The organism is Micromonospora sp. C95 (genome assembly GCF_018070465.1).
GTDB lineage: Bacteria > Actinomycetota > Actinomycetes > Mycobacteriales > Micromonosporaceae > Micromonospora.
This window is the reverse complement of record NZ_JAGPXT010000002.1, coordinates 86,883-111,527: the sequence shown is the minus strand read 5'-3', so window position 1 is coordinate 111,527 and position 24,645 is coordinate 86,883. Positions and strand designations below refer to the sequence as shown.

21 protein-coding genes are annotated in these 24,645 nt (G+C 73.4%); 11 read left to right on the top strand and 10 right to left on the bottom strand.

Features of this window, described 5'->3' with window-relative positions:
* Window positions 1–17: 17 nt before the first annotated feature.
* A complete protein-coding gene (locus KBX00_RS03095; protein ID WP_210823026.1) occupies window positions 18–1,130 on the bottom strand; it encodes a DUF3866 family protein in 1,113 nt (370 codons plus the stop codon).
* 194 nt (window positions 1,131–1,324) lie between these two features.
* On the opposite strand from KBX00_RS03095, the gene KBX00_RS03090 reads away from it, so the two are divergent.
* From KBX00_RS03090 to tatC, 5 genes are all read left to right on the top strand, one after another.
* Window positions 1,325–2,314 carry a YafY family protein gene (locus KBX00_RS03090; RefSeq protein ID WP_210823024.1) on the top strand — a complete coding sequence of 330 codons (990 nt, stop codon included), beginning with the start codon at window positions 1,325–1,327 and terminating at the stop codon, window positions 2,312–2,314.
* Window positions 2,311–3,333 carry a YafY family protein gene (locus KBX00_RS03085; protein WP_210823022.1) on the top strand — a complete coding sequence of 341 codons (1,023 nt, stop codon included), beginning with the start codon at window positions 2,311–2,313 and terminating at the stop codon, window positions 3,331–3,333. Before KBX00_RS03090 ends, KBX00_RS03085 begins: the two co-directional genes overlap by 4 nt.
* Window positions 3,334–3,343: 10 nt before the next feature.
* Entirely contained in the window at window positions 3,344–3,592 is a 249-nt protein-coding gene (locus tag KBX00_RS03080) for a hypothetical protein (protein ID WP_093405953.1), read from the top strand.
* Between the two features lie 248 nt (window positions 3,593–3,840).
* The gene (gene tatA, locus KBX00_RS03075; RefSeq protein WP_210823020.1) at window positions 3,841–4,134 is read left to right on the top strand and encodes a Sec-independent protein translocase subunit TatA; all 294 of its coding nucleotides are present in this window, start codon (window positions 3,841–3,843) and stop codon (window positions 4,132–4,134) included.
* Between the two features lie 18 nt (window positions 4,135–4,152).
* Window positions 4,153–5,103: a twin-arginine translocase subunit TatC gene (gene tatC / locus KBX00_RS03070; RefSeq protein ID WP_210823019.1), complete on the top strand. Its 951-nt coding sequence runs from the start codon at window positions 4,153–4,155 to the stop codon at window positions 5,101–5,103.
* Between the two features lie 297 nt (window positions 5,104–5,400).
* Here the strand turns inward: tatC and KBX00_RS03065 are convergent, their stop codons facing one another.
* Entirely contained in the window at window positions 5,401–5,643 is a 243-nt protein-coding gene (locus KBX00_RS03065) for a hypothetical protein (RefSeq protein ID WP_210823018.1), read from the bottom strand.
* Between the two features lie 1,336 nt (window positions 5,644–6,979).
* Between KBX00_RS03065 and KBX00_RS03060 the strand changes: the two genes are divergently transcribed.
* Window positions 6,980–7,573: a response regulator transcription factor gene (locus KBX00_RS03060; protein WP_307867990.1), complete on the top strand. Its 594-nt coding sequence runs from the start codon at window positions 6,980–6,982 to the stop codon at window positions 7,571–7,573.
* Window positions 7,574–7,681: 108 nt separating this feature from the next.
* Window positions 7,682–8,278, top strand: coding sequence for a response regulator transcription factor (locus tag KBX00_RS03055; protein WP_301547253.1), 597 nt, complete (start codon window positions 7,682–7,684; stop codon window positions 8,276–8,278).
* Between the two features lie 29 nt (window positions 8,279–8,307).
* On the opposite strand, the gene KBX00_RS03050 is transcribed toward KBX00_RS03055, so the two are convergent.
* The 4 genes from KBX00_RS03050 to lanKC all read right to left on the bottom strand — a co-directional run bounded on the left by KBX00_RS03050 (window position 8,308) and on the right by lanKC (window position 14,604).
* Window positions 8,308–10,083, bottom strand: coding sequence for an ABC transporter ATP-binding protein (locus KBX00_RS03050; RefSeq protein ID WP_210823016.1), 1,776 nt, complete (start codon window positions 10,081–10,083; stop codon window positions 8,308–8,310).
* Complete coding sequence (locus KBX00_RS03045; RefSeq protein ID WP_210823015.1) at window positions 10,080–11,810, bottom strand: ABC transporter ATP-binding protein; 1,731 nt, start codon at window positions 11,808–11,810, stop codon at window positions 10,080–10,082. The genes KBX00_RS03050 and KBX00_RS03045 overlap by 4 nt, the downstream gene beginning before the upstream one ends.
* Before the next feature lie 73 nt (window positions 11,811–11,883).
* A complete protein-coding gene (locus tag KBX00_RS03040; protein ID WP_093405935.1) occupies window positions 11,884–12,003 on the bottom strand; it encodes a SapB/AmfS family lanthipeptide in 120 nt (39 codons plus the stop codon).
* A 6-nt stretch (window positions 12,004–12,009) separates the two neighbouring features.
* Window positions 12,010–14,604, bottom strand: coding sequence for a class III lanthionine synthetase LanKC (gene lanKC / locus KBX00_RS03035; RefSeq protein WP_307867987.1), 2,595 nt, complete (start codon window positions 14,602–14,604; stop codon window positions 12,010–12,012).
* Window positions 14,605–14,827: 223 nt separating this feature from the next.
* Here lanKC and KBX00_RS03030 point away from each other — a divergent pair, with 223 nt between their 5' ends.
* Window positions 14,828–15,763 carry a diacylglycerol kinase family protein gene (locus tag KBX00_RS03030; RefSeq protein ID WP_210823012.1) on the top strand — a complete coding sequence of 312 codons (936 nt, stop codon included), beginning with the start codon at window positions 14,828–14,830 and terminating at the stop codon, window positions 15,761–15,763.
* Window positions 15,764–15,875: 112 nt separating this feature from the next.
* Here the strand turns inward: KBX00_RS03030 and KBX00_RS03025 are convergent, their stop codons facing one another.
* Complete coding sequence (locus KBX00_RS03025) at window positions 15,876–16,631, bottom strand: HAD-IA family hydrolase (protein ID WP_307867984.1); 756 nt, start codon at window positions 16,629–16,631, stop codon at window positions 15,876–15,878.
* An 86-nt stretch (window positions 16,632–16,717) separates the two neighbouring features.
* On the opposite strand from KBX00_RS03025, the gene KBX00_RS03020 reads away from it, so the two are divergent.
* The 3 genes from KBX00_RS03020 (at window position 16,718) to KBX00_RS03010 (ending at window position 21,010) form a co-directional block, all read left to right on the top strand.
* Window positions 16,718–19,498 carry an RNA helicase gene (locus KBX00_RS03020; protein ID WP_210823011.1) on the top strand — a complete coding sequence of 927 codons (2,781 nt, stop codon included), beginning with the start codon at window positions 16,718–16,720 and terminating at the stop codon, window positions 19,496–19,498.
* A 166-nt stretch (window positions 19,499–19,664) separates the two neighbouring features.
* Window positions 19,665–20,555 (top strand): MHYT domain-containing protein, encoded by an 891-nt coding sequence (locus tag KBX00_RS03015; protein ID WP_210823010.1) that lies wholly within the window; start codon window positions 19,665–19,667, stop codon window positions 20,553–20,555.
* A gap of 41 nt (window positions 20,556–20,596) precedes the next feature.
* Window positions 20,597–21,010 (top strand): type II toxin-antitoxin system Phd/YefM family antitoxin, encoded by a 414-nt coding sequence (locus KBX00_RS03010; protein ID WP_210823009.1) that lies wholly within the window; start codon window positions 20,597–20,599, stop codon window positions 21,008–21,010.
* Window positions 21,011–21,130: 120 nt separating this feature from the next.
* Here the strand turns inward: KBX00_RS03010 and smpB are convergent, their stop codons facing one another.
* The 3 genes from smpB to KBX00_RS02995 form a co-directional block, all read right to left on the bottom strand.
* Window positions 21,131–21,622 (bottom strand): SsrA-binding protein SmpB, encoded by a 492-nt coding sequence (gene smpB / locus KBX00_RS03005; RefSeq protein ID WP_210823008.1) that lies wholly within the window; start codon window positions 21,620–21,622, stop codon window positions 21,131–21,133.
* Window positions 21,623–21,653: 31 nt separating this feature from the next.
* On the bottom strand, window positions 21,654–24,005 hold the full coding sequence (locus tag KBX00_RS03000) for a hypothetical protein (RefSeq protein WP_210823006.1): 2,352 nt from the start codon (window positions 24,003–24,005) through the stop codon (window positions 21,654–21,656).
* A gap of 113 nt (window positions 24,006–24,118) precedes the next feature.
* Complete coding sequence (locus tag KBX00_RS02995; protein ID WP_210823004.1) at window positions 24,119–24,631, bottom strand: NUDIX domain-containing protein; 513 nt, start codon at window positions 24,629–24,631, stop codon at window positions 24,119–24,121.
* Window positions 24,632–24,645 lie beyond the last annotated feature (14 nt).

The window sequence follows — 24,645 nt, the reverse complement described above, 5'->3', positions numbered from 1 at the left end:
TCGCACAGGGCGCCTGGTCAGCCCCCGGCCGGTGCCGGAGGTGGCTGCATCGTCAGGCGGGCGGCGTGCCGGCCGGCCGCGGCGGCGGCCAGGAAGTAGGCGTGGTCGGCGTCCAGCCCGCGTCCCATCGTCGACAGCGGCACCGGGCTGCGTCGCAGCGCCGGGTCCAGCCCGGTGGTGTCCACCCGCACCAGCGTGTGCCGCTCGGCCAGCGGTTTCACCGCGGCCTCGACCTCGGCGGCAAGTTCCGGTTCCAGGCCCGCCGGCACGACCAGTTCCGCGCGGGCCAGCGCCACCCGGCCGTACGCGGTGAGGCTGTGGTGCGACACGCCCCGGTGCCGGGGTCGCGGGTCGGCGGCGGAGATCCGTAGCGAGCCCACCGGGCGGCCGCCGAGAGTGGCGACGGCGTTCACCGCCTCGCCGACGGCCACCCCGGAGAATCCCCAGCGGGTGCCGGTACCGAGATTGCCCGGGCCCTGCGCCACCACCGCCACGTCGGCGCCCAGCACGTGCCGGGCGGCGAGCAGTCCGCTGTGCAGGGTCGACGCCTCCAGATCACCGCCGAACGCCTGCCCCACGCTGATCGTGCCGACCAGTTCGTCGCGCAGCCCGGCGAGGGTGCGGGAGAACCAGGCGGGCAACGCCCCGCCGTCGGTGAGCAGGTACGCCACCCGCGCCTGCGGCGCGTCGAGCCGAACTCCGGCCAGGATCGCCGGCAGCGCGGAGTGCAGGTCGGCCGTCACCACCGGCAGGCCGGCCAGGTCGTCGGCGGCGGCCAACACCTGCCGGTGCGGTGAGGCCTCCTCGTCGACGCCGAGCAGGATCGGCTGCAACGGGGTGTACCGGGCCTTGACCAGATGCCCCGCGTCGCGGGAGTCGAGAGCCTGCGGCGGGTCCGGCGGCAGCCGCTCCGGCAGCGCCACGACCAGGGCGTACCCGCCGGTACCCAGCCCCATCAGCAGCGCACCGGCGTTGAGTAGCACCCGATCGCCCGCCTCCGGCTCACCGACGAGCGCCGGATAGGCCAGCGCCCGCATCGCGCCGCCGCCATCCACCTCGACGTCCAGCTCCACCGCCCCGGCCCACCGCCGACGCACCCCCGCTACCGTCCCCACCCGCCACCGCACCACCCCCGCACGCTAACCCACGCCACCCCGCCCCCCGCACCCCACCCGTCGATCTTGCACTTTCTGCCTCCGCGCAGCACAACAAAAGCGGCATACCGGCGACCAGAAGTGCAAGATCGACGGACGAGGAGGGATTGGGGGAGAGGGGGTGGCGTGGGGTGACTGGGGGAGGGGGGTGGGCTGCTAGCGTGTAGCGGGTGTCGCGGAGTCGCACCGAACGGCTGGTCAACCTGGTGATCTGCCTGCTGTCCACGCGGCGGTTCCTGACCGCCGCGCAGATCGCCGCGACCGTGCCCGGTTACGAACACGATCCGGACGACGCCCGCGAGCACGAGGCCTTCCAGCGCAAGTTCGAGCGGGACAAGGCTGAGCTGCGGGAACTGGGCGTACCGCTGGAGACCGGGACGGCCAGCGCCTTCGACGCGGAGCCCGGATATCGGATCGCCCGCCGGGAGTACGCGCTGCCCGACATTCCCCTCCAGCCGGACGAGGCAGCCGCAGTCGGCATCGCCGCACGACTCTGGCAGCACGCCGGGCTGGCCGCCGCCGCCTCGTCCGGGTTGGCGAAGCTGCGCGCCGCCGGCGTGGACGTGGACCCCCAGGCCACCCTCGGGCTGGAGCCGATGGTCACGGTCGACCCGGCGTTCGCGCCGCTGACCGCGGCCGCCCGCGACCGCCGGGAGGTCCGCTTCGACTACCGGGTGCCGGACCGCGACGCGCCCGCCCGGCGCCGGCTGCAACCGTGGGGCGTGGTGTGCTGGCGGGGCCGGTGGTACGTGGTCGGCCACGACCTGGACCGCGACGCCACCCGTTGTTTCCGGTTGTCCCGGGTGGTGGGCCCGGTGCGGGCCACCGGCGAGCCGGGTGCCTACCAGCCGCCGACCGGTGTCGACCTGATCAGTCACGTGGCCCGCTGGTCCGGCCCGGTCGAGCGACCCGGCCGGGCGACCGTGCTGGTCACCCCTGGACGTGCCGCCGGGTTGCGCCGCTGGGCGGTGGAGGTCACCGTCGGGCCCGAGGCGGACCGGCTGGTGCTGCCGTACGGCGACGCCTGCTCGCTGGCCGGTCACCTGGTCGGCTACGGGCCCGACGTGCGGGTGGTCGACCCGCCCGAGGTGCGGGAGGCGGTCATCCAGCGGCTGAAGGAGATCGCCGCCCGACACGACTCGCTGACGGTGGTCCCATGAGCGGCCCGACCCGACCGGCGGCCCGTGCTGGTTCCCGGGCGTCAGCGGACCGGCTGGCCCGGTTGCTGAACCTGGTGCCGTACCTGCTCGCCCGGCCCGGGATCGAGATCGCCGAGGCGGCCGGTGACCTGGGTGTCACCGAGCGGCAGTTGCGCGAGGACCTGGAGCTGTTGTGGGTCTGCGGGCTGCCCGGGTACGGCCCGGGTGACCTGATCGACATGGCGTTCGACGGTGACCGGGTGACCATCACCTACGACGCGGGCATCGACCGGCCGCTGCGGCTCACGCCGGACGAGGCGCTGGCGCTGGTGGTGGCGTTGCGGATGCTGGCCGAGACGGCCGCGGTGGCGAACCGGGAGGCGGTCGAGCGGGCCCTCGCGAAGATCGAGGACGCGGCCGGTGACCTGGTCGCCGCGCCGGTCGAGGTGCGGCTGCCCGGTGACACCGGCCGGGTGGAACAGTTGCGGGCCGCGGTGGAGGGTGGCCGCGCGTTGCGGATCACGTATTACACGCCGGCCCGCGACGAGACCACCGAGCGGGTCATCGACCCGCTGCGGGTGCTGATGATCGGCGGCCGGACGTACCTGGAGGCGTGGTGCCGCCGCGCCGAGGCGGTGCGGCTGTTCCGGGCCGACCGGATCGACGCGGTGACCGAGCTTGCCGAACCGGCCGTGGTGCCCCCGCAGGCCCGGCCGCACGACCTGCGTCACGGGGCGTTCCGGCCCTCGCCCGACCTGCCGCTGGTCACGTTGCGGATCGGTCGGGGCGAGCGGTGGATCACCGAGTACTACCCGTGCGAGCGGGTCGAGTCCGACGGCGAGCGGTGGGTGGTGTCGCTGCGCGTCACCGATCTCGGCTGGGCCCGTCGGTTCGTGCTGGGTCTCGGCTCGGACGTCGAGGTCGTCGCACCGACCGAGCTGGCCGGGCAGATTCACCAGTCGGCGGTGGCGGCCCTGGAGGCGTACGCCCAGCCGGTGCCGGCCGACGCGGACCCGGCGGCGGCCGGCGACAGGCAGTAGGCTGGCCGGCGTGCTGAAGTGGATCGTGCTCGCGCTCGTGCTGGTGCCGTTGGTTCTGCTCGCGCTGGCGGTACGACCCGTGCTGGCGCGACTGCCCCGGCTGCGCCGGGCGGCCCTGGCGTTGCAGCGGCGGGCCGACGAGGCGACGGCGCTGCGCGAGGCGGCGGAGAGCCTCCAGCAGCGGGCGGAGGGCTTGCAGAGCCGGCTTGAGACCACCCAGCAGCGGCTCACCGTGATCAAGGCGCGGCGCGGCGACTGAGGGCCGTTCCGCCGGCGTCACCTCCCGCGCGGTGCGCGTTCCTGCCCGTACGGTGCGTGCTGCTGCACGCGGCGTCGCGACTTCGCGCAGAATGATCCAGCCGCCTGGTTGACGGGACACTCGCGGTTGGCCGAGACTTCACCCGCCGGGACGAACCACCACCGCCCCGGCGGGTGGCAACGGCCTTCGTCGCACGTACGATGGGCTGCGGAACCACCCTCATCGACACAGTGCGACTGGAGCCCTCCATGCATGCCCTCAAGCCCTGGCACATCGCCGTACTCGTGGTCGTGCTGATCCTGCTCTTCGGCGCGAAGCGGCTTCCCGACGCCGCCCGGTCCCTCGGCCGCTCGCTGCGGATCATCAAGGCCGAGACGAAGAGCCTGGCCGACGACGACCGCGACCTCGCCGGCAAGGCCGACGCGCAGGCCGGCTACCAGCCGTACCCGCCGCAGCAGCCGGCGCCGCCGCAGCAGCAGCCCTACCAGGGCACCGTGCAGCAGCCGGTCGTCGACCCGGTGCAGCGCGTCCGCGAGAACTGACCCCCGGGTCAGGTAACCGTGGCCTTCGGACTCCGCAAGCGCGGATCGAGCAACTTCGAGCGGGCCGCCGACGGCTCGATGACCCTCGTCGAGCACATCCGCGAGCTACGCAACCGGCTGTTCAAGGCGTCGCTGGGCATCCTGATCGGGTTCGGTGTCGGTCTCTGGCTGGCCGGGCCGGTCCGTGAACTGCTGTCTCAGCCCTACTGCCAGTTGCCCGGCAGCCAACTGCCCGACGGCCGGTGCAACTTCGTCCAGCTCGGTCCGGCGGACCTGTTCCTGCTGAACCTGAAGATCGGTCTGTGGGTCGGTCTGATCCTCGCCGCACCGATCTGGCTCTACCAGTTGTGGGCCTTCATCGCGCCGGGCCTGCACCGGCACGAGCGGCGGTACGCGTACGCCTTCACCGCCCTGGCCGCACCGTTGTTCGCGGCCGGTGCCGTGCTGGCGTACTTCGTCGCCTCGAAGGGGCTGGAGTTCCTGCTGGAGATCTCCGGCGATGACATCAACACCACGCTCGACATCACCCGCTACATCTCGTTCATCACCAACCTGATTCTGATGTTCGGGGTGGCGTTCGAGTTTCCGTTGATCGTGTTGATGCTCAACTTCGTCGGTATCGCCAGCGCGAAGCGACTGCTCGGCTGGTGGCGGGTGGCCGTCTTCGTCTTCTTCGCCTTCTCCGCGGTGGTCACTCCCACGCCGGATCCGTTCGGCATGAGCGCGCTGGCGTTGTGCCTGTGCGCGCTCTACTTCGCCGCGGTCGGCGTCGCATTCCTCAACGACAAGCGTCGGGGGCGCGGCAAGGAGATCTATGCCGGCATCGACGACGACGAGGTCTCCCCGCTGGAGTTCGACCGGGAGCCGGTCGAGGCGGGGCGGCGGGTCGACGCGAGTGGCCCGATCGGCGCCCCTGCACCTGTCGACGCGCCGGCTCCGATCGACCGACGGTACGACGACGTGACCTGACCCGCGACGCTTGGCGGGTAAACGCGACAAGCCTTCCCGACGCGGAAGGCTTGTCGCGTTCTGGTGCCTGCGATCGGCGGTGAAACCCCGCGGTAAGTCCGTGCCGGTTATCGGATGGCAGTGCCACCGTCAGCCGGAGAGTCGGCAATCCGTCACCGGGTTGTGCACGGTAAGCGACGGGGTAAGGGACTGAATACGATGAGTCGACGTTCTCAGCGAGAGAGAGGCTCCGTGCGTCGTCCGACGTTCCGCCGTCCGCCCGCCGCCCGGCGGGAACCCGACGCCTCGGCAGCGCGCTCAGGTGCCGCCGTTGCCCGTTTCGCCGTCATGGCAGCCGCCGCCGTCGGCGTCGGGCTCCTCGTCGGTGCCTTGTCGAGCGACCCGGCCAGCGCGGACAACGCCGAGGTTCCCTCGGCCAGCGCGGACAGCGCCGAGGTTCCCTCGGCCGGCGCGGATCGGCAGCACCCCGACCTCGATCGGCCCGCCTCGCCCCTCGACGAACTGGTCACCGGCCTCGTCGAACGCCCGGACGTCCGGCATCCCGGTAGGGGCCGGAGTTCGACGCGCGGTTCCCCGGATGCCGGTCGGCAGGATGACAACAGCCGTGCCGAGAGAGGCGGGGCGCGCAACGGCCGACCGGCCCGGGACCGCCCGGCTCGGCCACCAGCGACCGCGCGTACCGGTCGAGTGCCTACGCCCGACGGTCCGTCCGCCGACCCGTCACCGGGCAGCCGTTCACCGGCGGACCGGTCCCTGACCAGCCGTGCGCCAGGTGACCGCGCGATGGCTGCCCGGACAGCGCGGGGCGGGCCTGCGAAGGGCCCCGATTCGGTCGGGCGCACGCCGGGGGTACCGCCGATCCGGTCGACCGTGCCGAACGTCGGCGACCGGGTTCCGGTCCCGGGCGAGGGAGGGGCGCTGCCGCCCCGGTCGGAGGTGACCCGGGCCGTGACCGGTCTGGCGCCGCCGCTCGTCACGGAGCTGCCCGCGACGGGCCTGGCGGAGCTGCCCGCGACGGGCCTGGCGGAGCTGCCCGCGACGGGCCTGGCGGAGCTGCCCGCTACGGGAGCCGTCGTCGTGCGGTCGCCGGCTGTGCTGCGACCGGTGCTGGTCACAGCCGTCGCGGCGGTGTCGTCCGGCGTGGCAACGATGGCGACGCCGGTCACGCAGCTCACGGGCCAGGTCACTCCCATGATTCCCGTCCTGCCGCGAGCTTCCGCTGTCGGTTCGTACACCGTGGAGAGGCCGACGTCGTGGGCGCCGACCACCGACCCGGTTGCGGGTGTCTCGGGTGTTTCAGCGCCGGCTCCGTCGCCGGCACCTGATCCGCCAACCGCCGCAGCACCACGGGCCGCAGCACCACGGGCCGCACCGCCGGGGGAGGTTACGCCGGCCGCGCCGGTGGCCGGGGTGGCGCTCGGGTGGCACCGGCCCGCCACCGGCACGTCCGGTGCAGGGCCCGGGTCGATGCCGGAGCCGACCGGCCTTCCGCAGCGTCCTCCTCCGCCCGGTGGCGACGGCGTCACAGGTGCCGATGGGGGCCCCGGACCGCTGCGAGCAATGATCCTCGACGGGTGCCAGGTGCTGGCGACGGCCAGCGCTCGGACCGATGTCCCTCCGCCCGGCAGGTACGCGGGCCGTTCCCCCGGCGTGGCCGTCCGACCTGGCTGAGTCCGCCCTGACCCGCCCGGCACCGCCGGTGTTCCGCCGGCTGATCGCCCGGCTGGTCCTACGGGTGCCCGGGGCCGTCGCAACCGACGTCCCACGGGCCGGGCCCAGTCCGTTGGCGCGTGGCCGACCCTGCGCAGTCCCGTTGAGGAGACCGGGAGTCGGCCGTGGCGCGTACTCAGATCGGAGCTACGTGGTGATCCGCGTTGTGGTTGGCGAAAGTATGGGTCTGCTGCGCAGTGCGCTGTGCGCGGCACTGGCCGGTGAGGAGGACATCCAGGTCGTCGCCGAGGCGACGGGTATCGGTGAGTTGCCGGGGATGGTGCGTCGGCACCTGCCGGACGTGGTCCTTGTGGACCTGGCATCCGATGCTCCCGAGCCGGTGGCGGTCATCATCGAGATCACCGAGGCGGCACCCGCGACAGCGGTGCTGGCCCTGAGTGACCGGTGGAGCCGGGGCCTGGTGACGGAGGCGTTGACGGCCGGAGCGAAAGGATTGGTTGGCAAGGACGAGCCGCTGCACGAGTTGGTCCGGGCCGTACGGGCGCTCGCGGCGGGGGACCGGATCATCGACGTGGCCGCCGCCGCGACGGCGCTACGGCCCGCCACCGGCCCGCTGACGCCGCGGGAGGCAGAGGTGCTGCGGATGGCGGCCGAGGGACTGCCGCTGAAGGAGATCGCCGAACGGCTGTTCCTGGCGCACGGCACGGTGCGTAACCACCTGTCGGCGATCATGCGCAAGACCGGTGCCCGCAACCGGATGGAGGCGGTCCTGCTCGCGCGTCGTGACGGCTGGATGTGACCGTGGCTGGGGGCCGCCGGGCGGCGGCTCCCAGCCGGCCGCCGGCCGTCGGCGGGCGGAACCGGCCGGGCCGTGTTTGAATGCTGACGTTACGTGATCCACCCGACGATGTTCGGAGAGCCTGCGGTGATCCGTACCCTGCTCGCAATCGATGGTGCACTGGTCCGTGGTGCCCTGTCCCTCGTGCTCGCCGCTGAGGACGACATCAGCGTGGTGGCGGAGGTGGCTCGGGGTGACGTGGTCACCTGGACGATCCGTACCCGTCGTCCGGACGTGGCAGTGGTCGACCTCGACCTCGTCGAGAAGATGCCGGCGACCGGCTCCTGTCCGCTGCTGGTGCTCGCCGAGCCGCGCCGGGCCGGGCACCTGTACCGGACGCTCACCCCCTCCCGCACCGTCGGTGTACTCGGCAGCGACGTCCCGCCGCAGCGGGTGGTCGACGGAATCCGCCGGTTGTCCCGTGGTGAGCCGGTGGTGGACGCGGACCTGGTGCTGGCGGCGCTGCGCCGGGACAGCCCGCTCACGCCGCGTGAGGCACAGATCCTCGACCTGACGGCGGGTGGTGCACCGGTCGCGGAGGTGGCCGGATCGCTGGGTCTCGCCCCTGGCACGGTCCGTAATCATCTCGGCCGGATCATCCGGAAGACGGGCGGACGCACCAGAGTCGAGGCGGTCCAGGTGGCCCGCGACGCCGGCTGGATCTGACCGAGCCGCACGCTTCCCGCACGGGAAGGTCAGCCGCGGAGCGCGGTGACCCCGCTGACGGCACGGTCAGCGCCGCTGGCCGCCGCCGCGACACCGTCCCAGTGCCCGACCAGCTCGCGGTAGCCGGGCGAGCGAGCCAGCAGTTCCTGATGGCTGCCGTCCAGCGGTCCGTCCTCGTCGAACACCAGCACCCGTCGAGCGCGGACGGCGGAACTGATCCGGTGGGCGATGACGATCAGGGTGCCCGGTCGCCGAGCGAAGGCCGACTCGACGGTGGCCTCCAGTGTCGGGTCCAGGTGACAGGTCGCCTCGTCCAGGATGACGAGCGGCGCGGGGGCCAGGTAGGCGCGTACGGCGGCGATCAGTTGCCGCTCACCGGCGGAGAGCGTGCCGGGGTCGACCGTGGCGGCGAGGCCGCCCAGCCGCTGGGCGAGAGCGTCGGCGCCGAGCCGGGCCAGCGTGGTCTCGACGGCCGTGTCGTCCGCGTCCGGGCAGAGGTAGCGGAGGTTGTCGGCCAGGGAACCGGTGAACACGTACGCCTCCTGCGGCACGAGCACCCGCAGCGCGGCCAGGTCGGCGGGACCGACGGCGGCCACCGATCGACCGGCGAGGTGAACCGTGCCGTGCTCCGGCTCGACCAGTCCGGCGACCAGCCCGGCCAGGGTGGACTTGCCGGCGCCGCTGGGCCCCACCACGGCCAGATGTTCCCCCTCGCGCAGGGTCATCGAGAAGTCGTCCAGGATCGGCCGGGCGCCGGGTCCGTACCGGAAGGTCAGGCCGGACAACCGCACCGCCGGGGTGTCGTCCACCGGCTCCGGGATCGGGGTGGCCGTCCGCTTGCGGGGCGACGGAGGTCGGCAGGTGCGCAGGATCCGTTCCAGGGTGACGGCGTAGCGCAGCCCTCCGCCACCCAGCCCCTGCACCAGTGCGTGCAGCGCGGGTTGCAGGCTGGTGGTGACGTAGACCAGTGCGCCGAGCACCGCGCCGGTGCTCAGCCCGCGCCGCACCAGCCACGGGGCGGCGAGCAGCAGGACCACCACCGGCAGCCAGCCGCCCACCCCGAGGCTGAGGCTGCGCAGCGCGGACATCCGGGCCAGCGTCCGCTCTGCGCCGGCATGGTTGCTGACCCTCCGGTCGACCTCGGTCAGCGTACGTTCCTCGGCGCCGCAGGCGAGCACGTCGCGGTGACCGGTCAGCGCGGTCGCCGCCGACCGGCCGAGCGCCTCGCCGACCCGCACCTGGGTGCGCTGGTGTGCCAGCATCGCGGGAAGCGCGGCGGCGAAGACGACAAGCCCCGCGAGCAGCGGAGCCGCCACCAGCGCCGCGACCGTAGGGTCCAGCGCCAGCAGGCCGAGCAGGGCCGCTCCGGCGGTGAACAGGAAGCCGCGTACCACCATGACCAGGCCACCGAAGGTGTCCCGGACGATCTCCACGTGATGGGTCAAGCGGGCCACCGGGGCGCTGTCCGGGCGACCACCGGCCCGGGTGGCGTCGTGCAACGCGCCGTGGACCACCATTCGAGCCAGCTCGTCGCGGAACGGTTCCACGACTGAGCCCAGGCTCCGGTAGACCCGCCCGGTCGCCACCGCGCCGAGCACGACGGCCACGGCGAGTCCGCCCAGCCAGGCCAGGCCGGTGGCGAACCGACCAGCCAGGAAGCCCTGGTCGACGGCGCGGGCAACGAGCAGCCCGGCAAGCAGCGCCGGCAAGGACTCGACCGCCGACCAGGCGGCGAGCCGGCCGACGTGCCGGCGACGTGCCCGCAGCGCCTGCCACGTCGTCCGACCGACGCCCGGGCCGTTCATCGGGGGACACCGTCGTCCGCGAACACCGCCCGGTAGTCCGGGTCCGCCCAGAGCCGCCGATGCGGTGCCAGGGCGCGCAGCCGACCGGCGTCGAGCCAGGCGACCAGGTCCGCCGCGGCGGCCGTGGCCACCCGGTGGGTGACCACCAGGCGGGTACGTCCCGCGTTCCGGCCGGTCATCGCACGGGTGATCCGATGTTCGGTGGCGGTGTCCAGGCTGGATGTCGCGTCGTCGAGGATGAGCAGCCGCTCGGCGTGGAACGCGCGAGCCAGCCCGAGGCGTTGGGTCTCACCCCCGGACAGCGGTGCGTCTGCGGTCCGGGTGCGGAACCCGTCGGGCAGCCGGGCCACGACCCCGTCGATCTGCGCGGACCGGGCCGCCGCCAGCACGGCGGCGGTGGCCGGCGCACCTGTCGAGGGCGGGCGAGCCGACCGTTCCGGCAGGCCGAGGCCGATCGCGTCGTGCACCGTCACACCGACAAGCACCGGACGGTCGAAGGCGTGACCCACCGCCCGACGCAGCGCGGCCCGGCCGAGACGGGCCAGTGGCACCCCGTCCAGCAGCACCTCGCCGGTGTCCGGGTCGTACAACCGCCCGGCCACGGCGGCGAGGGCGGACTTGCCGGCCCCGGAACGCCCGACCACGGCCAGCGTGCAACCCGCGGGCACGTCCAGGTCGATCGCGTCCAGGACCGCCCGGTCGTCGTCGGCGCGGACACCGACCCCGCGCAGCCGCAGATGGCCGCCGCCGGGCGGCAACGGCTCGTCGCCATCGGGGCGCACCGGACAGGACAACGGCTCGGCGACCCGGCGGGCCGCTGCCCGGCTGCGGACCAGCCGGTTGAGGGTGGCCAGCACCGCGCCCAACCCGGCCCCGAGCGCGGCGTACTGCACGGCGGCGACCAGTTGACCGGCGGTGAGCCAGCCGACGCTCAGCGCGTACCCGCCGACGGCGACGACGGCGACCTGGAGCAGCGGTGCCACGGCCGCGACGCGGGCGTTGGCCCGGGCCAGCAACCGCCAGCCGAGCCGGCCGTGGCCGCGTAGTTGCGGCAGTGTCGCCAGCACCCGGTCGCGCTCGGTGTCGGTGGTGCCGGCTGCGGCGATGGTGCGGGCCCCCCCGAGCGCCTCCTGTAGCCGGCCGGCGATCGTCCCGAGTACCCGCTGGTACGCGGTGATGGCCGCCGAGGCGTCGGTGACGAACGTGGCCATGAGGACGGTCAGCACGGCCAGCCCGGCGAGCAGGGTGAGCCCGAGGACGGGCTCCAGCAGGAACAGGGCCACGACACTGCCCAGCGGCGGCAGTACCGCGATCCAGCCCAGCGCCACTGCGGTGCCGGCCTGCCCGGTGTCGGCGGCCTGCCCGGTGAGCCGGCCGACCAGGTCACCGACCGGGAAGCGGCGCACGGCTCGAACGTCCAACGCGAACAGGTGCCGCAGCAGCCGCCGACGGAGCCGGGCGGTGGCCCGGGCGGCCCCGTACCCGCCCGCCAGGTCACCGAGGACGTCGGTGACCAGCAGGATGACGACCAGGGCGCTGGCGACCACCGGCCATCGGGGAGAGGCGTCACCACCGACGGCGGCATCCACGGCCAGCCCCAGCACCGCGGGCAGGGCCAGTTCGGCGGCGGCACCGGCCAGACCCACCACCACAAGCGTGGCGGTCCAGCCGCCACCGTCGCGGACCACCCGGAGCAGCAGGCGGTCGGCGCCGGCCGGCGTTCGCATCGGTCCTCCCGTTCGTGCGGCGTGGCCCTGGACGGTCAGGTAACCGTCCAGGGCCTCGCGTGCTGCGGTCCGATCAGTTGCAGGTCGTCACGGACAGCGAGCTGTCGCCGCAGAGCAGCAGGCTCGCCCGGCTACCACCGCCGGTCCGGTCGGCCGGAGCCGCCTCCAGTCCCTGAAGGTCGAGGAGCGCCATGTCGTGTCACCTCCCATCGGGAATCGGGGTCAGGGTCGCCCCCGCCGTCGCGGGGGAGTCTGGTGCGCCGGTGAGGGGCGCGAGGAAGGGCAGGGCCGCCGGGTCGTCGGTCCGGGCGGCGGCCAGCGCCAGCAGTACGCCCGCGGTGCCGGTGGCGAGGTCCATGGACAGCCGCAGCAACTGCTCGCCGGGGAAGGCGGTGCCGTCCCGGTAGGGCAGGGCGTGCCAGTTCAGCCGTCGGATCTGCCGGTCCAGCTCGTCGCGTAGCTCCGGATCGTCGGGTTGGGCGGCGAGGTAGACGATGATGCCGGCCCGACCCGCGAAGAGGCCGGACTGGGCGTAGAACGGCGACCGGGCGGCGCGCCGCACCCCGGCGCTCGCCTCGGCGAACTGCTCGTCGTGGCGGTGGCGCAGGTACTGGTCGAGGACGAGCCCGATGCCGACGCTGCCCTGCCCCAGGTAGGGCATGGTCCGCCAACCCTCGTTGACCTCGAGCGCACCGTCGGGTCGGACCACGCAGCGACGCAGGTCCTGGCGCAGCGCGGTGGCGGCGTGGTCGAGCAGGTCCGGGTCGCCGGTCAGCTCGTACAGTCGTACCAGCAGCAACGCCGCTCCGGTCCGGCCGCGGAGCAGCCCGGCGTAGGGGTGTCGCCCCCCGCTGACGTCGCCGCCGGGGTCGTCGGCGAGTCGTTCCACCAACTCTCCGGTGACCTGCCAGGCCGCCTCCCGTAGCGCCGGTTCCCCGGTACGCCCGCCCAGCTCGGCCAGGTTGAGGGCGATGCCCGCCAGCCCGCCGGTCAGGCTGTGGTCCAGCCCGGTGGTCGACTCGCGTAGGCAGATGTCGAGCACGTCGAGCGCGTCCTGCCGGCGGCCGAGCAGTTCCAGGGCGTACGCGACGCCGTGCAGGCCGTCGTAGAAGCCGCACCGGGTGCCCGACGGGGGTGCGGTGGCCTGGCGGACCAGCCACTGTTCGTGGTCCGGCCACCGGCCAGCGCCGCTGCGGTGCAACGCGTACAGCACGCCGGCCGCACCGTGGGCGAGGTTGAGCCCGCCGCTGCGGAACTGTTCGATGTCGCCGGGGAACAGCCGGTCGGCGCGGTCGGGAGTGGCGCTGGCGAGGACGGCGCGGGTGAGCTTGTCCCGGTCGACGGGTGGCACGTCGGCGGTGGGCGGTACGGGTTCCCCGGGCCGGGCGTCCGGCGTGCTGATCTCCGCCACCGCGGCGTCGAGGAAGTCCCTCGGCACTGGGAAGGCGTCGGCGATGATGTCGGCCAGGTGCGCCGCCTTCGCCGGGACGAGGCGGACCAGCTGGGTCAGCGGCAGGAACAGGGCCAGCCGCAGGCAGGCCAGGGCGTAGTGGTCGACGGCCACGCCGGTGCGTCCCCGGGGTGCGGCGAAGCCCTGGTTGCGCAGGCCCGGTCGGCGGTGCCCGTCGACCGGGGCGGCCACCTCGAAGTCGACGAGCGCGACCCGGCCGTCCGGACGCAGCATGATGTTGAACAGGTGCAGGTCACCGTAGACCAGCCCGCGCGCGTGGATCTCCCGGACGACCTCGTCGACCTGGCGGTGGACGTCCAGCGCCCAGCTCGCGTACGCCGCCCGGTCGTCGTCGGTGGCGTCGGCGTCGATAAGCGGGTAGCGCTCGACCAGGAGCTTGTTCAGCGGGCGGCCCTCGATGAACTCCAGGGCGAGGAACCGGTGGTCGCTCAGGGCGAACTCGTCGTGCACCCGGGGCACCTGCGGCAGGTCGGCGAGCTGGCGCAGGACGGCGGCCTCCCGAGCCAGCCGGGTGACGGCGTCGACGCCGTCGGCGTCCAGGCCGGCGTGCGGCCGGGCCTCCTTGAACACGAGCTGCGTGTCGGTGCGCACGTCGCGTCCGACGTACAGGCCGCCGCCGTTGGAGAAGTGGATGACCTTCTCGATCCGGTAGGGGACCTCGTCGGTGCTTGTCGCGTTGCGGGCGGCCAGGTGTGGCGCGAGGAAGTCGGGCAGTGCCACCCAGGACGGCACGTGGAAGACCGGGTCGCGACGGTCCGGCACCAGGGTGCCGGACTCGTCCTCGACGGCCGGGACCACCTGCCCGTCGGCGGAGTGGCAGTACCGGGCGGCGAAGCCGCCGTAGCGGACGTACACCGGTCCGGCGGCGTAGCGCAGGTCGCTGAGGATGTACGGGCCGGCCTCGCCGGTGAGCAGCTCGTCCAGTTCCTTGCAGACCAGTTCGAGTTCGGCGTCGTCGCGGGGGTAGACGGTGACGAACTTGCCGCTGGCGGCACGGGCCGCGTACTTGGAGTTGCGCAGCAGCAGGGTGCGGGGGCCGCGCAGGAACTTGAAGGACAGCCCCCGGGGTACGCAGTAGGCCCACACGGCATCCAGCACCCGGTCGGCGTTGGTGACCGTGGCCGACACGTGCACCTTCCAGCCCTGCTGCGGCAGGCGTTCGCCGTCCGGAGCGTGGATGAGCCAGTCGTCGAGCGACTCCCGGCGCCAGCCCGCCGGCAGCGGCCGGGTCGCCGCGGCGAAGGTGGGCTGCGCGACGGCGCTGCCGAGGGAGTCGTAGAACAGCGGGTCGGCTGCGCAGTAGCTGTCGTAGCGCTCGTCCACTGTGTCGCCTCCCATCCGCCCGCCGGCTGTGGTCCTGTTGATGGATCCGAGTCTGTCCGTTCGGCCTATGGCGTCCCTAGTGTTTTCAGTCATGGAGATGAATGCGTGCCGCACGACCGGTCATGACAAATGACAGTTGCGGCGTAGCGGGGGTACTGTCCGGTTTCGTTTCCCGGCGGGGTGGTGCCGGCTCGCCGCGGTCGCGGCGGTCCCGGCAGGTACGGTGCTCGCCGTGACCTCAGACGATCACCCTTCGGTGCCCGGCGGGCCCGTCGCCGTGCTGGCCAACCCGACCGCCGGCCGTGGTCGGCACCGAGGGCTGCTGCCGGAGCTGCTGGACGGGATCTCGGCCGCCGGTCGGCCGGTACGGCTGTTGCGGGCCGGCAGCGCGGCCGAGGCCGAGGCGGCCTGCCGGGCCGCCGTGGCCGAGGGGGCCGGTGCCCTGGTCGCGGTGGGCGGCGACGGCACTGTGCACCGGGCGATGCAGGCCGTCGCCGGCACCTCGGTGCCGTTCGGGCCGGTGCCGGCGGGCACCGGCAACGACTTCGCGGTGGAGACCGGGTTCCCGGCCGATCCCCGGGCTGCTGTCGAAATCATCGCGACTGCCCTGCGCGAGCGACGCAGCCGGCCGGTCGACCTGGCCCGGATGACCGGGGCCGACGGCACGGTGCGTTGGTACGGCGCGGTGCTGGCGGCCGGCTTCGACGCGATCGTCAACGAGCGGGCCAACCGGATGCGCTGGCCGCGCGGCCCACGCCGCTACGACCTGGCCATTCTGGTGGAGTTGGCCCGGCTACGGCCCCGCCGGTACACCCTCGTCCTCGACGGTGAGCGGATCGAGGTCGATGCGGTCCTGGTGGCGGTGGGCAACGGAGCCAGCTACGGCGGCGGGATGCGGATCTGTCCCGACGCGGACCCGACCGACGGCCTGCTCGACGTGGTGGTAGGTGGTCGATTCGACAGGCGTACCTTGATCCGGGTCAAGCCGCGCATCTACGCCGGCACCCACGTCACCCATCCCCTGGTGCACACCCACCGCGCCCGCACCGTCGCCCTAGCCGCGGCGGAGGGCATCACCACCTACGCCGACGGCGAACGCTCCCTCCCCCTCCCACTCACCGTCACCGCCACCCCCGCCGCCCTCCACCTCCTCCGCTGACCACCCTCCACCACCTCCACCACCTCCACCGCCCGCGATCTTGCACTTCTGGTCGGGGAAAAGTGGCCGGAAGCCGACATATCGGCGACCATAAGTGCAAGATCGCGGAGGTCTAGGGGGTGGGGAGGAGGTTGAGGACGGAGCCGAGGGCGTTGGGGCGGCCGGGGTCGGCGGCGGGGAGGATCAGTGCGGCGCAGCCGGCGGCGACGGCACCGGCGTCTGCGGGGGTGTCGCCGACCATGAGCGACTCCTCGGGGTCGACGCCGAGCAGGCCGCAGGCCCGCCAGAAGATCGCCGGGTCGGGCTTGCACCGGCCCACCTCGTACGACAGGACGTGGGCGTCGACCAGGTCGGCCAGCCCCCAGGCGTCGAAGAGGGGCCGGATGTCGAAGCCGATGTTGCTGACCACGGCCACCCGGACGTCGGCGGCCCGCAGGGCGGCGAGGGTCGGTGCGGTGTCGGGGTAGGGCACCCAGCCCTGCGGCACCAGCAGCCGTTCGTACAGCGCCTCGGCGAAGCCGTCGATGCCGGCGTCGACGGTGTCGGCCAGCCCGGTGTAGGCACCCCGGTGGGCGTGCTCGTAGAGATCCCGGTCGGCCCACAGCTCGGCCAGGTGGGGCGGTACCCGGGCGGGCAGTGGCCCACCGGCACGGCCGGCGGTGAGCAGCCGGTCGGCCAGGGCGGTCGCGCGGGCCCGGTCCAGGTCCACGCCGCACGCCGACGCGGCGGCCAGCACCCACTGGCTGGGCTCCTCCACCTGCGCGAGGGTGCCGTGGAAGTCGAACAGGACCGCCCGCACCCGCCGCCGGGACGGGCCCCGATCGTCGGTGTCGGGTACGGGGTTGGTCGGTTCGGCATGATCCGGCACGTGCTGCACCCTACCGACCCGCTCGGACCGCCCCGGCGCTCGGCCTTGCCCGGTGCCCGTCGTGGGCACGCACTAATCTTGAGGACATGTCGAGCCCCGCCGAGCGGTACGCCGCGGCGCGCCGCCGGGCCGCCCAGGCCTCAGAGTTCCCGGCGCTTGAAGAGTTCACCTCCGATCTGGGGTTCGATCTCGACGACTTCCAGCGGGAGTCCTGCCAGGCCCTGGAGCGGGGCAGTGGCGTGCTGGTCTGCGCCCCGACCGGTGCCGGCAAGACGGTGGTCGGCGAGTTCGCCGTACACCTGGCGCTGCGGGGCGCGCCCGGTCGGCCGGCACCGGCCGGCGGTGCCCGGCGCAAATGCTTCTACACCACGCCGATCAAGGCCCTGTCGAACCAGAAGTACCACGACCTGGTCGACCGGTACGGCGCCGCGCAGGTCGGGCTGCTCACCGGCGACAACGCCATCAACGGCGACGCCCCGGTGGTGGTGATGACCACCGAGGTGCTGCGCAACATGCTGTACGCCGGCTCGGCCACCCTCGACGGCCTGGCGTACGTGGTGATGGACGAGGTTCACTACCTGGCCGACCGGTTCCGTGGCGGGGTGTGGGAGGAGGTCATCATCCACCTGCCCGCCTCGGTGACCCTGGTGTCGCTGTCGGCCACGGTCTCCAATGCCGAGGAGTTCGCCGACTGGCTGATCACCGTCCGGGGCGAGACCACCGTGGTGGTCAGCGAGCACCGGCCGGTGCCGCTGTGGCAGCACATGCTGGTCGGCAAGCGGATGTTCGACCTGTTCCACGACGCCGCCGCCGCCCGCAAGCACGACGTGCACCCGGAGCTGCTGCGCTACACCCGGGACACGATGCGCCGGTTGGATCTCGGCGAGGGACGCTCCGCCGGCTTCGGCGCCGGCCGGCGCGGCCCCCGCTGGCGGGGGCCGCTGCGCCCGGACATCGTCGACCGGCTGGACCGCGAGGGACTGCTGCCGGCGATCCTGTTCATCTTCAGCCGGGCCGGCTGCGACGCCGCGGTGCAGCAGTGCCTCGCGGCCGGGCTGCGGCTCACCTCGCCCGAGGAGCGGGCGGAGATCCGCCGGGTGGTGGAGTCCCGGGTGACCGCGATCCCCGGCGAGGACCTGTCGGTGCTCGGCTACTGGGAGTGGCTCGACGGGCTGGAGCGCGGGCTGGCGGCGCACCACGCCGGGATGCTGCCGGCGTTCAAGGAGGTCGTGGAGGAGCTGTTCGTCCGTGGGCTGGTCAAGGCGGTCTTCGCCACCGAGACCCTGGCTCTGGGCATCAACATGCCGGCCCGCTGCGTGGTGCTGGAACGCCTGGTCAAGTACAACGGCGAGGCGCACGTCGACCTGACCCCGGGGGAGTACACCCAGCTCACCGGGCGGGCCGGGCGTCGGGGCATAGACGTGGAGGGGCACGCCGTGGTGGTGTGGTCCCCGGAGACCGACCCCCGGCACGTGGCGGGTCTGGCCTCCACCCGGACGTATCCGCTGCGATCCAGCTTCCGGCCGTCGTACAACATGGCGGTGAACCTGGTCGGCAGCGTCGGTGCGGAATCGGCGCGGGCGCTGCTGGAGTCGTCGTTCGCGCAGTTCCAGGCGGACCGCTCGGTGGTCGGCCTGGCCCGACAGGTGCAACGCAACACCGAGACCATTGAGGCGTACGGCGTCGAGGCGGAGTGTCACCACGGTGACTTCGACGAGTACTTCGCCCTGCGGGTCGCGATCACCGATCGGGAGCGGGCCATCGCCCGGCAGGGGCAGAGCCAGCGTCGGGCGGCGGCGGTGGCGGCCCTGGAGCGGCTGCGGGTCGGTGACGTGATCCGGGTGCCGTCCGGGCGGCGGGCCGGCCTGGCCGTGGTGCTCGATCCGGCGGCGGGAGGCTTCAGCGAGCCGCGCCCGCTGGTGCTCACCCAGGACCGCTGGGCCGGCCGGATCAGCCCCGGCGACTTCACCACCCCGGCCGAGGTGCTGGCCCGCATCCGGGTGCCGAAGCATTTCAACCACCGCAATCCGGCGGCCCGGCGTGATCTCGCCGCCCAGGTCAGCGGCACCGGACTGGACCGACACTCCCGCCGGGGGGCCCGGGGTCGGCAGTCGGGGGAGGACCACCAGCTCAGCCAGCTGCGTACCGAGCTGCGCCGGCATCCCTGCCACGCCTGCCCGGAGCGCGAGGAGCACGCCCGTTGGGCCGAGCGCCGTCGCCGGCTGGAACGTGACACCGAGGAGCTGCGGCAGCGGGTCGCCGGTCGGACGGGATCGTTGGCCCGTACCTTCGACCGGATCGTCGCGCTGCTCACCGGGCGCGGCTATCTCGCCGCCGACGGCGCCGTCACCGACGCCGGCCGGATGCTCGGGCGGATCTGGACGGAGGCGGACCTGCTCGTGGCGGAATGCCTGCGGCGTGGCGTCTGGGACGGTCTGTCGCCGGCCGAGCTGGCCGCCGCCGTGTCGGTGGTGGTCTTCGAGGCCCGCCGCGACGTCGACGAACGAGCCTCGCTGCCCCGCGGCGCGGTCGCCGAGGCCGTCGACGCGACCCTCAAGCTGTGGAGCGAGATCGAGGCCGAGGAAGCATCGCGCGGGCTGGCCGTCACCCGCGAGCCGGATCTCGGTTTCGCCTGGCCGGTCTACCGCTGGGCCCGGGGTGAGGCGCTGGCGAAGGTGCTGGCCAGCGGGCACGAGCTCGACGGTGAGATGCCCGCCGGGGACTTCGTCCGCTGGGCCCGTCAGGTGGTGGACCTGCTCGGCCAGCTGGCCGACTCCGGTGGTGCCTCGACCGAGCTGCGGGCCACCGCACGGCAGGCGATAAGCGCCGTCAACCGGGGTGTGCTGGCGTACCATTCACCGGCCTGAATCGGCCGACCGGCCGCCGGGCGACCGTCGGATCGACGCATCGGCTGCGTTACCGCAGCGGCACCCCAAGAATTGCCGGGGGGCCTGTTGTGCCTGGTGGGAGCGTCCCGGATCATGTCTTCGGCGCGTGCGTTACGCGCCGGTAGCAGCTCTGGGGGGAGCCCACGTGGCGGACATCAATCACTTTGAGTACGGCTGGATCACACCGGCATTGAGCTACGCGCTGTCGGTGCTCGGTTCCATCCTCGGCCTGGTCTGCGCCGGCCGCATCCGGACCGCCACCAGCACCGGCCAGAAGCTCTGGTGGGGGACCCTGGCCGCGTGGGCGCTCGGCGGCACGGCGATCTGGACGATGCACTTCATGGCGATGCTGGGCTTCGCGGTGACCGGGTCGCGGATCCGCTACGACGTGCCGATCACCGTTGGCAGCGCGCTGATCGCGGTGATCGCGGTCGGCATCGGGCTGGCGATCGTCGGCACCGGTCGGATCTCGGCGGTGCGGATCCTCGGTGGCGGCCTGTTCACCGGTGCCGGAGTGGCGGCGATGCACTACACCGGCATGGCGGCGATGCGGCTGGACGGTCAACTGCGCTACGACAACCTCCGGGTGGGGCTGTCGGTGTTGATCGCCGTGGTCGCCGCCACCGTCGCGCTCTGGCTCGCGGTGACCGTGCGCAAGGGGGCGGCGATCTTCGCCTCGGCGCTGGTGATGGGGGTGGCCGTCAACGGCATGCACTTCACCGGGATGAGCGCCCTGTCGGTGCACCTGCACGAGGAGCGCGGCGAGATCAGCGGGGCCGGTGTCGGTACGCTGCTGATCCCGATCGTGCTGCTGGTCATCTTCGGCGTGGTCGGCCTGGTGTACGCGTTGCTCGCCGCACCCACCGACGAGGACCGCGCCGCGCTCGCCTACCTGGACGCCCGGCGACCACAGCCGCCCACGGCCACCGCGCCGCCGAACGCCGACGCACCCGATCCGGTGGGGCTGCGCGCCCGGTCGACGCTGGCCCGGCCCGGCACCCAGTTTCCGTCCCGCCGGGACCACTCGGCGCGCTGACCGTCGCGGAAAGTGTCGTACCCGGCACCGACCATGTATTCATGGCTGTCCCCGCCCTCACTCCGCGAAACGCCCCGGCGCGCTCGCTGCCCCTCCGCGAGGCGCGCACCCGACTGAGCCAACTCGTCGCCATGGCCGAACTGACCGACTCGGTCACGGTGGTGACCCGGGACGGTGACCCCCGGCCGGTCGCCGCGATCGTGCCGGCGGCGGCCGCCCGCACCGTCGCCGAGGCCCGCGCCGACGCCGGTCGGCTGGCCGAGGTCACCGCCGGCTGGTCCCGGCGCCTCGACGCGCAGCGGCAGCAGAGCGGGCGCCGACACGCCGCCGAGCTGCGGGCGGTGACCATGGCGCTCGCCGAGGTCTGGGCCGAGCTGGATCGGCGCTTTCCCCCGGGAAGCGATCCCGCGCTCACCCGGTTGCGTGCGGCGCACACCCAGCTGCTCGCCGGCTGAGAGACCCCGGGGAGAGACCCCGGGGAGAGACCCCGGGGGCCGGCGTGAGGTTCCCGACGAGCTCAGGTCGTGTCCGCCCCGGCTCGACCAGGCCCGAGGGCCGAACCACGGGTCTGCGGCTCAGCGTCGACCTGGGCGGCCCTTGAGCCGGCGGCCCAGCTCGCGGGCGATCTCCCGGTTCGCGTCGCGTTCGGCCAGCACCTGCCGCTTGTCGTACGACCGGCGCCCCTTGGCCAGTGCCAGCTCCACCTTCGCCCAGCCGCCGGAGAAGTACATCGACAGCGGCACCAGGGTGATGCCGCCCTCGCGGGTCCGGTCCAGGATCCGGGCGATCTCCACCCGGCGCAGGAGCAGCTTGCGGGTCCGCCTGGGTGCGTGATTGGTCCAGCTGCCGTAGCCGTACTCGGCGATGTGCAGTCCGTACAGCATGATCTCGCCGTCGCGTTCCTGCGCGAAGGCGTCGACAAGCGAGACGCGACCCGCTCGCAGCGATTTGACCTCGGTGCCGGCCAGCACGATGCCGGCCTCGTAGGTCTTGAGCAGTGTGTAGTCGTGGCGGGCCCGGCGGTTGGCCGCGATCAGGGTCCGCTCGGCGCTGGGGGAGGTGCCCATCCGGGGAAGGATAGCCGTACCGCAGGCCGGCTCAGACCGGCTTGTCGTGCTCACGCAGCCGGCTCGCCAGCTCCGCCACCGCCGTCTCGAAGCGCGGATCGGATTCGCCGGGCCAGTGCCCGACGATCGGGTGCGGGACGCTGTCGCCGGGCGGCGGGACGACACCGATCGGGTCGCGCAGTCGCCGGTCCACGGTGCCGGCGGCGCCGGACACCGCCGGCGGATGCTCCGGCCGGTGCGGCGAGAAGACCCAGCCCCCGATCGGGTCGGTGTCCCGCCACAGGTTGATCCACCGCCAGTTGACCCGGTCGCCCACGTCGCGGAGCACCTCGTCACTGACGTAGGCCGGAAACAGCCGGGCGTAGAGCCGGCGTAGCGGTGAGCCGTAGGTCAGCAGCGCCAACCGGCCGCACATCTCGGGTGGCAGTTGCAGGATCGTGGCCGCGAGCAGCACCGAGCCGTGACTGTGCCCGGTGAGCAGCACTCCGTGACCCTGGTCGGTGAGGTGCGCGATCCGTCGACCCAGTTCCGGCACCGCGCGCTCGGCGTAGCAGGGCGGTGCGAAGGGGTGCGCCACCCGTGGCCAGAACGTCCCCAGGTCCCACAGCACGCCCACGTACCTGCGGAACCGGGAAGTGCGGTACGCGAAGATGCCGCCGACGAGCAGCGCGAGCACCACCACCGCGATGAGGAAACTGCCCACCTGGATACCGAAGTTGGTCGCCGCGGCCGGAATGCCGGTCAACTGCTGCACCGTGGTGCCCGGCGCCAGCCCCAACATGCCGAGCAGACTGCTGGGCATGCCTACCCCGACGACACAGGCGTACACCACCGCGAGTGACTCCACCCGTTCCGTGAACCGCGCCCGGGCGATCATGCGCTCGATCTGGTGCAGGCGGTACCGGGCGGTCGGCGGTGCGTCGGGAAAGTCGTGCGCGACGGTGGCCCGGGCGGTACGCATCCGCGGGATGCGACTGGTCAGCACGATGATCAGACCGGCCAGCAGGGTGGCGGCCGAGGCCACCAGGAACACGAAGATGGCCCACTTGTAGCCGAGTGGCGGGCTGATCTCCCGCTCCCCGTCGGCGTCGGCACGGCGGTTGAGCAGATCGGCCACCCGGTAGACCAGGTCCGCGGAGATCGCCACCGCCAGCCCGGTCGCGGTGGCCGCGATCACGGGCGCGCCCAGCCCGCGTAGCGGTCCGGCGCCGAGCCCGTCACGGCCAAAGCCGCGACGCGCCTCGTCGGGCTCGACACTGGGTACCGGCGGCGCACCGCGGCCGGCGCCTCGACGGCCGGGCGGTTCGGCGCGGCCGCTGGTGTCGGCGGTGCTGTCGCGTCGTCGGCTCCGGGCGATCAGCGCGCCCGTGCCGAGCAGGAACAGCAGGACCGCCTGGGCGGAGATGACCAGCCCGACGGCGGTGGCGTAGCCGGGCAGCCCGTCCCGGATCCGCCACGGAGTGGGGTCGACCGACACCGCCACCAGCACCACGGCGATCAGTACGAAGGCCAGGTTGCGCAGCCCGCGCGCGATCCGGTCCGCGTACGAGCCGACCGGCAGCAGGTCGACGAACGGGTGTGCGCAGACCAGCACGATGCTGGCCAGCAGCACCGCACCGGTGACCACGGCCAGGGTCACGCTGAGCGGCGACGGGCCCGAGTTGATCCGGGCGGCGACCAGACCGAGACCGAGGGTCATCAGGCCGGCGGCGCCGTGCAGTGAACAGAGCCGGTCCACGGTCGGCGCGCTGTCCCACTGGCCCACCGCGCTGAGCTGGTGCCCCCCCGAGGTGCTGATCGAGGTGTGAAAGGCGGCGAAGTTGCGGCCGGGGCGGACACCGAGCAGCCAGATCAGCATGAGCGCGCCGAAGGGCAGGAGCGCGAAGACGGCCAGGGTGAGCCCGGGAGGCCGGTCGCTGATCCAGGACAGCCACGGTCGCCCGGCCAGACAGGACGGGTTCGGCACGCACCGCCAGGCGATCAGGTCAAGCGCCACGCCCATCGCCGCCAGCACGTACAGCATGGTGAGGCTGAGGGCGAGCAGCCGGCACAACGCCTTCACCCCGGAATCGGACTTGTTCCCGGGGGGCGGCCGCATCCAGATCGCGACGTTGCACAGCATGAACGGCAGCAGGAACATCAGCGACAGCGTGCGGACGGTGGTGCCGGAGGGAAGTTCACCCCAGCGGTACGCCTCCAGCGTCACGCCCGCCGGGCCCCTGGTGTCCGGATAGCCCGGGCGCGGCCGGTAGAACCCGCCGCTGCGGTCCCCGGCGACCTGGTGACTGTGCGGACGGTCGAGGATCTGTTCGGCATCGGCACCGGACACGCCGTGCACCCGCAGCTCCACGACGTCGTCCGAGGCCCCCGGCTCGCTGGTCATCGGCCCTCCGGAACGTGTGCACCGACCCGGCCTGGCACGGGCCGGCGTCCCGGTGCGGTCTCCCCTTCTACCCGCCGAGCCGACGAACACGCCTGCCGGCGCTGCCCGGCGGGTCAGACCGGGCGGCGGGCGAGGAAATCAGCCAGCACCTCCGTGTGGGTGGAGAAGGCCAGCTCGGTCGGCTCGGTCAGCACCAGCCACTCGGTGGCCTCCGCGGTCGGTGCCGACGGCGGAAGCTCCTCCGCGGGGCGGGCCGGCAGCTCTCCGAAGATCAGCATGGTGCCGCCGGCCGGCGCGCTCTGCACGGTGAGCAGCCTGGCACCGGCCGCCTCGGCCCGCAGGCCGGTCTCCTCGCGCAGTTCGCGGACCAGGGCGTCCTCCCACCGTTCGCCGTACTCGACGAACCCGCCGGGCAGCGCGAGCCGTCCCCGGGCGGGTTCGATGTCCCGGCGGACGACGACCACGCCGAGGCCGGTGGCGGTCAGCACCGGCTGTACGGCCACCGCCACCGGCAGCGGGTTGCGCCAGACCTGCTGACCACAGGTCGCGCAGAGCCGAGGCCAGCCGGCCGGCGGCGGGTACGCCGCGCCACAGTACGAACAATGCGAGTACGCCACGCCGCTCATGCCGCAGCACGTTA